The 7330-nt window shown below is 34.9% G+C and carries 5 protein-coding genes and 1 tRNA gene; all 6 read left to right on the top strand.

Annotated features, from left to right (window positions below; translation table 11 throughout):
• Positions 1-276: 276 nt before the first annotated feature.
• The 6 genes from dnaE to JR053_RS04595 all read left to right on the top strand — a co-directional run bounded on the left by dnaE (position 277) and on the right by JR053_RS04595 (position 6855).
• Positions 277-3597: a DNA polymerase III subunit alpha gene (dnaE, locus tag JR053_RS04620; RefSeq protein ID WP_010402764.1), complete on the top strand. Its 3321-nt coding sequence runs from the start codon at positions 277-279 to the stop codon at positions 3595-3597.
• 48 nt (positions 3598-3645) lie between these two features.
• Complete coding sequence (gene rpsF / locus JR053_RS04615; protein ID WP_029237619.1) at positions 3646-4419, top strand: 30S ribosomal protein S6; 774 nt, start codon at positions 3646-3648, stop codon at positions 4417-4419.
• Positions 4419-4697, top strand: coding sequence for a 30S ribosomal protein S18 (gene rpsR / locus JR053_RS04610; RefSeq protein WP_010402759.1), 279 nt, complete (start codon positions 4419-4421; stop codon positions 4695-4697). The genes rpsF and rpsR overlap by 1 nt, the downstream gene beginning before the upstream one ends.
• Positions 4698-4700: 3 nt before the next feature.
• On the top strand, positions 4701-5255 hold the full coding sequence (gene rplI, locus JR053_RS04605) for a 50S ribosomal protein L9 (protein WP_010402757.1): 555 nt from the start codon (positions 4701-4703) through the stop codon (positions 5253-5255).
• 236 nt (positions 5256-5491) lie between these two features.
• Positions 5492-6784 carry an adenylosuccinate lyase gene (purB, locus tag JR053_RS04600; protein ID WP_010402755.1) on the top strand — a complete coding sequence of 431 codons (1293 nt, stop codon included), beginning with the start codon at positions 5492-5494 and terminating at the stop codon, positions 6782-6784.
• Positions 6784-6855 (top strand) — tRNA-Met (locus tag JR053_RS04595). Before purB ends, JR053_RS04595 begins: the two co-directional genes overlap by 1 nt.
• Positions 6856-7330: the final 475 nt, after the last annotated feature.

The raw sequence follows: 7330 nt of genomic DNA, 5'->3' as shown, positions 1-7330 counted from the left end.
TTGCAAGTTCTAGCAATCCCAACTTTGGTTTTAGTATTTTTTCTTGTGTTGTATTCATATCTGACACTCCTTTAAAACTTGTCTATATTTTTATCTTACTTTGTTTGCTTGTCAGATCAAGTCTAAACTATTACAATTTAAAACAAGCTAATAACCGGGATTGTGAATAGTAAATTAGATTCAAATAGCCTCTTTGGTGTTATTTCAGTGTTAGACCTTTTCATATCCCTACGAGCAAATTAATGTTATCCTTTTATTGCTAATCTAAAGTTTTTTATGTTCATACACTTGCGTGTTCATAGCGTTTATTCTCTGCTTGAGAGTTCGGTTAAAATTGAGGAGCTGATTGGTCTTTGTTTGCAGAACAAAATGCCGGCAGTTGCAGTTACTGACTCAGGTAACTTATTTGGCTCACTTGAATTTGCAGAATATGCAGCAAGTAGGGGAATACAGCTAATAATAGGATGCAATATTATCGTTCGACACTTAGAACAAAATTTATCAATACTCCTACTTGCAAAAAATGAACAAGGGTACACTAATTTAGTCACCTTGGTGAGTGAGTCTTTTAAAAAGCGCAAGAATAACAGCGATATTCCTTACGTTGATTTTGATGAGCTATTAAATTTAAGTTCAGGCCTAATCGCCTTAACTGGTGGATATGACGGCATATTGGCTCAACTGTTATTGAAGCAAGATAAAGAAACGATAAAAAGACTGCTCTCAGCATTCGATGGTCATTTATATGTTGAATTGCAGCGTCATGGGCTGAATAAAGAGCTAGAGCTTGAAGAAGCTTTAATAGATTTTGCTTATCAGCGCAATATACCACTAGTTGCAACGAATGATGTGTTTTTTCCAAATAAGTCTGACTATGAGGCTTATGACATATTAACGTGCATATCAGAGGGCAGTTATGCCCTGGAGAATAACAGAAAGAAGTTAACTACCGAGCATTACTTCAAATCTGTGGCAGAAATGGAGGAGCTATTTAGCGATATCCCCGAAGCAATTCATAACACTTCAGTGATAGCTAAGCGGTGCTCTTACATGCCAAGAAGCAGGCAGCCTATCTTGCCTAAATTTCCTTGTCGAGAAAATAAAACTGAGAATGAAGAACTGAGGGAGCAGGCAGTTGCAGGATTAGAATTCCGCATTGCAAATGAAACGGACATAGACCTTAAACAATACTACGATCGGCTGAATTACGAACTAAGCGTAATAACTTCGATGAACTACGCTGGCTACTTTTTGATAGTTTCTGATTTCATTCGTTGGAGCAAAGCAAATGGCATTCCAGTTGGTCCAGGAAGAGGCTCTGGTGCTGGATCAATTGTTGCTTGGAGCTTACAAATTACAGATCTTGATCCAATAAAGTTTGGTCTGATCTTTGAAAGATTTTTAAATCCTGATCGTGTATCGATGCCTGACTTTGATATCGATTTCTGCCAAGAGAAAAGGGACCTGGTTATTGATTATGTTCAGAAAAAGTACGGTTATGTTGCTCAAATAATCACTTTTGGAAAATTGCAAGCAAGGGCAGTATTGCGTGATGTTGGTAGAGTATTGCAAATGCCTTACTCTCAAGTGGATAAAATATCTAAAATGGTTCCATTTAATCCAGTAAATCCTGTAACTTTATCGCAAGCGATAGAGTTTGATCAAAATCTTCAGAAAGAAAGGGATAGTGATGAAGTAATTGCCAAACTTCTTGATATATCTCTAAAGCTTGAAGGAATATACCGTCACGTTTCAACTCATGCTGCTGGAATCGTGATATGCGATCAAAAATTAGAAAATTTTGTTCCTATTTACTACGACCCAAATTCAGCTCTGCCAATCACTCAATACAGCATGAAATATGTAGAGAAAGCTGGGTTAATAAAATTTGATTTTCTTGGACTTGGCACCTTAACACTAATAGATCATGTCTGTCGTTTAATCAATCGTGATGGAAAAAGAATAGATATTTCTTCACTACCTTTGAATGACCAGAAAACCTATAAAATGCTCTCAAAAGGTGATGCAATTGGAGTGTTCCAGCTTGAAAGTTCGGGAATGAGAGAAGCTTTAATCAAACTAAAGCCAGACTGCATTGAAGATATCATCGCTTTAATTTCTCTTTATCGCCCAGGGCCTATGGATAACATTCCAACTTACATTGCAAGAAAACACGGGCTTGAAAAGCCAGATTATATTCATCCATTGCTTGAGGAGGTGTTAAAAGAAACATTTGGAGTAATAATCTACCAAGAACAGGTGATGGAAATAGCCCGTATTCTTTCTGGATATAGCCTCGCAGAAGCAGATTTACTCAGACGTGCTATGGGTAAGAAAATTAAAGAGGAGATGGATAAACAACGTGAACTTTTTGTTCAAGGAGCAACAAAGAATGGTGTTGACTACGACAGGGCAAGTTATATTTTTGATCTTGTTGCAAAATTTGCTGGTTATGGATTTAATAAATCCCACGCTGCAGCATATGCGATTATATCTTACCAAACAGCTTACCTTAAGGCTAACTACCCGCTAGAATTTTTTACGGCCTTGATGAATCTCAACATTGATGATAGAGACAAACTGAATTTGTTTTATCATGCTGCAAAATTCAGTGGAGTTGCTGTTCTTTCGCCTGATATCAGCAAATCTAAGGCTGAATTTTCAATAGAGGGTGAGCACATACGCTACGGAATTGCTGCTTTGCGTAATGTTGGTTTTGCTACAGCAGAAGGAATAGTAAATGCACCTTATAAGGACATATGGGAATTTATTCAAAATTCTGGTCATATGATAAATAAGAGGGCGCTAGAAAGCTTAATTAAATCTGGAGCTTTCGATAGTGTGCACAAAAATAGAAAGCAGTTATACGAGTCAATAGACACATTGATTTACTTTGCAAATAAAAATAGGCAGTCAAATCAAGCTGCTTTATTTGGTAATCTTGATATTCTGAAGCCAAAACTTGAGAACGTGGAAGATTTTAATGAAGAGGAAAAATTAGAGCATGAGTTATTTTCATTGGGATTTTACTTAACTAATCATCCACTTGAAAAGTTTAGAACTCTCTTGAAAAAATTAAATATTGGGTTTATCGGAGAGAGTAAGACGATAAAAACTGCTGGTGCAATATTAAATGTGCGTATGAGAACCTCAGAACGTGGAAGATTTGTTATCCTAACACTTTCTGATCCTCACAATGTTTCTGAAATAGCATTCTACAATAATGAAATAATAGAAGAAAAAAGGAATCTATTTTCACCTGGAGCATTTGTGATAATTGATCTTGAAATTTCAGAAAACACAACGAGACTATCAGGAAAGGACATATCTGAATTTACAGAAAAGGTTACTTCTCTAATGAAAGGATTAGTTTTAACTGCTGTATGTGCAGACTCGCAAAAAGTTGCTGAGGAGTTGAATTCAGTGTTGAAAAATGGAGGCAAAACCAAAATAATGCTAAAGTTTCTTCTCAAAAAACATAAAGTCAGCATCTTGTTGCCAGGTACATATTCAATCACCCCCCAAGCTATTTATGAAATATCTCACTTAAGTTGGATTGAAGGCGTAGAAATTAATACAAATAACTTGCTTATATAAAAAAGTTTTATATAATAAAGTGTTTAATTGATATTAAAGGAAGATATAGTGAATCTCTATGAATTTACTTTTATAGCACAACCGAACTTATTGCAGCAAGAAGTAGAAGAAATGGTCCAAGAATTGGCTATTTTGTTGAAAAATATTAAAGCAGATGTTATTTCTCAGGAGGTTAAAGGTCTCATAGAAAGAGAACATAGCACAGTTACAAAACAAGAGCTAGAGGCAAGTACTGAAAGCATTAAAAAAAGTCTGATTGTTTACTCTGATTTTTTGGAAACTCTGACAAAAATTTTATGGGTTGAATTGGAAGAAGATTTTTCAAATTTAAAAGAAATAAAGTCAAGAATCGATAAAGAATTGAAAAATGAACTAAGTGATACGGGAATAAAACAAAATTTTATGGACCTTCCAGGAGCTAACACTAAAAGTGCATTTATCTATAATGTAGTAAATGCTTTTAAGGAAAATATTTCACAACATCTAATAAAGCCCCTTCAAGAGGTTTTAAAAAGTTTTAAAATAGTAGACTCAAATCAATTGAGTAAAACGCTGGAAGTGCTTTTGAAAAATATTGAAGCTTCAGGATTGATAAAATATGAATATTGGGGTCTATTGGATTTTGCATACCCAATAAATAAGATGAAAAGTGGTCATTACTGTATGATGTGTATAAGTTTTACTTCAAGCATTATGGATGAATTTGAGCGTAGAGTAAAACTGAATGAGAATATTATTCGCCACTTGTCTGTACGGGTTAATGAGTTTTTTAAAGGTAAATCTTACATGCTGGATAAACAAATTGAGGAGAAAAGTGCATAATGATGAAAAGACGAAATAGTTTTAATAATTCTTACGTGTCTGTAAATAACAGAACTGGCTTTAGGCGTCCTAAGGTCTGTCCTCTTACTGCATCTAAAGATGAGGACATAGACTATAAGAATATAGATTTATTGTCCAAATTCACCTCTGACTATGGTAGAATATTACCTAGAAGGTTAACAGGTGTGTGCGCAAGAAAACAAAGAAAGTTGCGCTTAGCAATTATAAGAGCACGCTTTTTAGCTCTTGCTCCTTACTGTACTAAAAAAGTTAGGTAATTTATGTTAATAATTTTAAAGGAAAATATAACAACTTTAGGTAAGCTTGGTGAAGTTGTCAAAGTTAAGCCAGGTTATGCCCGTAATTTTCTTTTTCCACAAAAAAAGGCGATGAAAGCCACTAAGGAAAATTTAATAAAGTTAGAGGAACAGCGTTTATTATTGGAAGAAGAAAATATCAAAAAATTAAATGCAGCAAAAGTGCTTGCATCATCACTGCATGATAAATTTATTATATTAATAAAGCAAGCTTCAGAGGATGGAAAGATTTTTGGCTCTGTAACCACACGTGAAATTGCAAAAACTTTATTACAAGAAGGATATGATATAAGTCATCATAGTTTATCTTTTGGTGGAATAAGTATCAAAAATTTGGGCGAGTATCAAGTAAATATAGAATTACATAGTAAAGTGATAGTTCCAATTACTATATACGTTGTAAGATCTGAAAAAGATGCACATGAATTGAGGCAAGTAAAGTTGCAAAATCAGAAATCTGAGCAACAAGAGGCAGAGCAAGATGCGAGTAAAGAAGCTACTGATGGTGATGATAGCTGATCAAAGATGATCCCTTGTTATAGTCGTAAAGAAATGTCTTCCATTGCTAAGCTGGTATCATCCCAGTGCTCCCCTCATGTCATCCCAGTGCGTGACACTGGGATCCAGTTTATTTCATCATGGACATTATTTTATGCTTCTAGAATCCGTTGTCCATTGAATAATTTGCAAATACTTTTATATCTGGATTCCAGTGTCATGCACTGGAATGACACCATTATTGGAATAAATCAAAAATGATCCCACGCTATAGCCGCAAAGAAATGTCTTCCATTTGGGAAGAAAAAAATAAGTTTAATATATGGCTCAAAATAGAAAAATTAGCGTGTGAAGCTCAAGCAGAGTTAAGAGTGATTCCAAATAGTGTTGCTCAGAAGCTCTCTGATGTTATTGAATTTGATATTGAACGTATTAACGAAATTGAATCCATTGTAAAACATGATGTTATAGCTTTTTTAACATATGTTGCTGAAGAAGCGGGAGTTGATGTTCGTTATCTTCATTATGGAATGACAAGTTCTGACGTTTTAGATACATGCCTTGCGGTTCAGTTAAAGGAATCATGTGATATTTTGCTCGAAAATTTAAAAAATATACTTGCAGCACTGAAAAAAAAGGCTGAGGACTATAAAAATATTGTTTGTGTTGGGCGCAGTCATGGAATGCATGCAGAATCAACAACTCTTGGATTAAAATTTGCTAGATTTTATGCTGAATTTAAACGCAATTATCAGAGATTAATTAGCGCGAAAACAGAGATCTCGATTTGTAAAATATCAGGTGCAGTAGGTAATTTTTCAAATGTTGATCCGTTTGTTGAAGAGTATGTAGCGAAAGAAATGGGACTTATACCTGAAACCATATCGTCTCAAGTCATTCCTCGTGATAGACACGCAATATTCTTTTCAGTTTTAGGAGTGATTGCAAGTTCAATAGAGAATATTGCCGTTGAAATACGTCACTTGCAAAGAACTGAAGTTGGAGAAATTTCTGAGTATTTTTCCACTGGTCAGAAGGGAAGTTCTGCTATGCCGCATAAGTGTAATCCTATTTTAAGTGAGAATTTGACTGGGCTCTCACGCTTAATACGCAGCTATGTTTTTCCTGCATTAGAAAATGTTGCATTATGGCACGAACGAGATATATCGCACTCGTCTGTGGAAAGATGCATTGCTCCTGATGCTTGTATAGCAATGGATTTTGCTTTAGTACGATTAACAGATTTGATAGATAAATTGGTGATCAATAAGGAAAACATTGAAAAGAACTTAAATTCTTCAAAAGGCTTGGTTTTTTCACAACGAGTATTACTCGAGTTGGTAAATAGTGGTTTGGCGAGGGAAGAGGCATATAAAATTGTTCAGAATAATGCAATGAAAGTAAAGCAAGATAACAGTGATTTTCTGTTCGAATTGAAACAAGATAAATCCTTGCATGGAATTATTGACTCTGAAAAACTTGAGTCTTTGTTTGATTTGAAGTATTATATGAAACATATAGATTACATATATAGCAAGGTTTTTAATTAGGCTGAGTAGCTCAGTGGTAGAGCAGGAGGATCATAATCTCTTGGTCGGGGGTTCAAATCCCTCCTCAGCCACTCAAGCTAAGCTATGGTTTGGCGATAGCAGCGCACTTGACAAAATAACGTGATTCATTGTCAATTAACTGAAGTTTTTTTCAGTTGTTCATATAGTATATGGAATAATGTATGTGAAGTGATAAAGATACAACATTTGTTGTATCTATTCAGGGGAATGGCTAATGGTATCCGTTCAAGAAAGTGGTAAGGTAGATGAGAAAAGACAACTAAATGAATTTCATCCGAGTAGCTGACACTGGCATCTATATAAAGACAATCTAATGCACTCATTTAAAGTGAAGTTTTCTGGATCCCAGTGTCTAGGCACTGGGATGACAAGAAAAGAGTTGACTTGAATTGTAATAGTTTAGACTTGATCTGACAAGCAAACAAAGTAAGATAAAAATATAGACAAGTTTTAAAGGAGTGTCAGATATGAATACAACACAAGAAAAAATACTAAAACCAAAGTTGGGATTGCTAGAACTTGCAA

Origin of the sequence: Wolbachia endosymbiont of Nasonia vitripennis (assembly GCF_048054115.1) — a bacterium.
GTDB lineage: Bacteria > Pseudomonadota > Alphaproteobacteria > Rickettsiales > Anaplasmataceae > Wolbachia.
This window is presented reverse-complemented; position numbering and strand designations above follow the sequence as displayed.

Excerpts from the sequence above, each read along its gene's own strand:
- rplI (WP_010402757.1), top strand. The coding sequence starts at position 4,701 with ATGTTAATAATTTTAAAGGAAAATATAACAACTTTAGGTAAGCTTGGT.
- purB (WP_010402755.1), top strand. The coding sequence starts at position 5,492 with ATGATCCCACGCTATAGCCGCAAAGAAATGTCTTCCATTTGGGAAGAA.
- dnaE (WP_010402764.1), top strand. The coding sequence starts at position 277 with ATGTTCATACACTTGCGTGTTCATAGCGTTTATTCTCTGCTTGAGAGT.
- rpsR (WP_010402759.1), top strand. The coding sequence starts at position 4,419 with ATGATGAAAAGACGAAATAGTTTTAATAATTCTTACGTGTCTGTAAAT.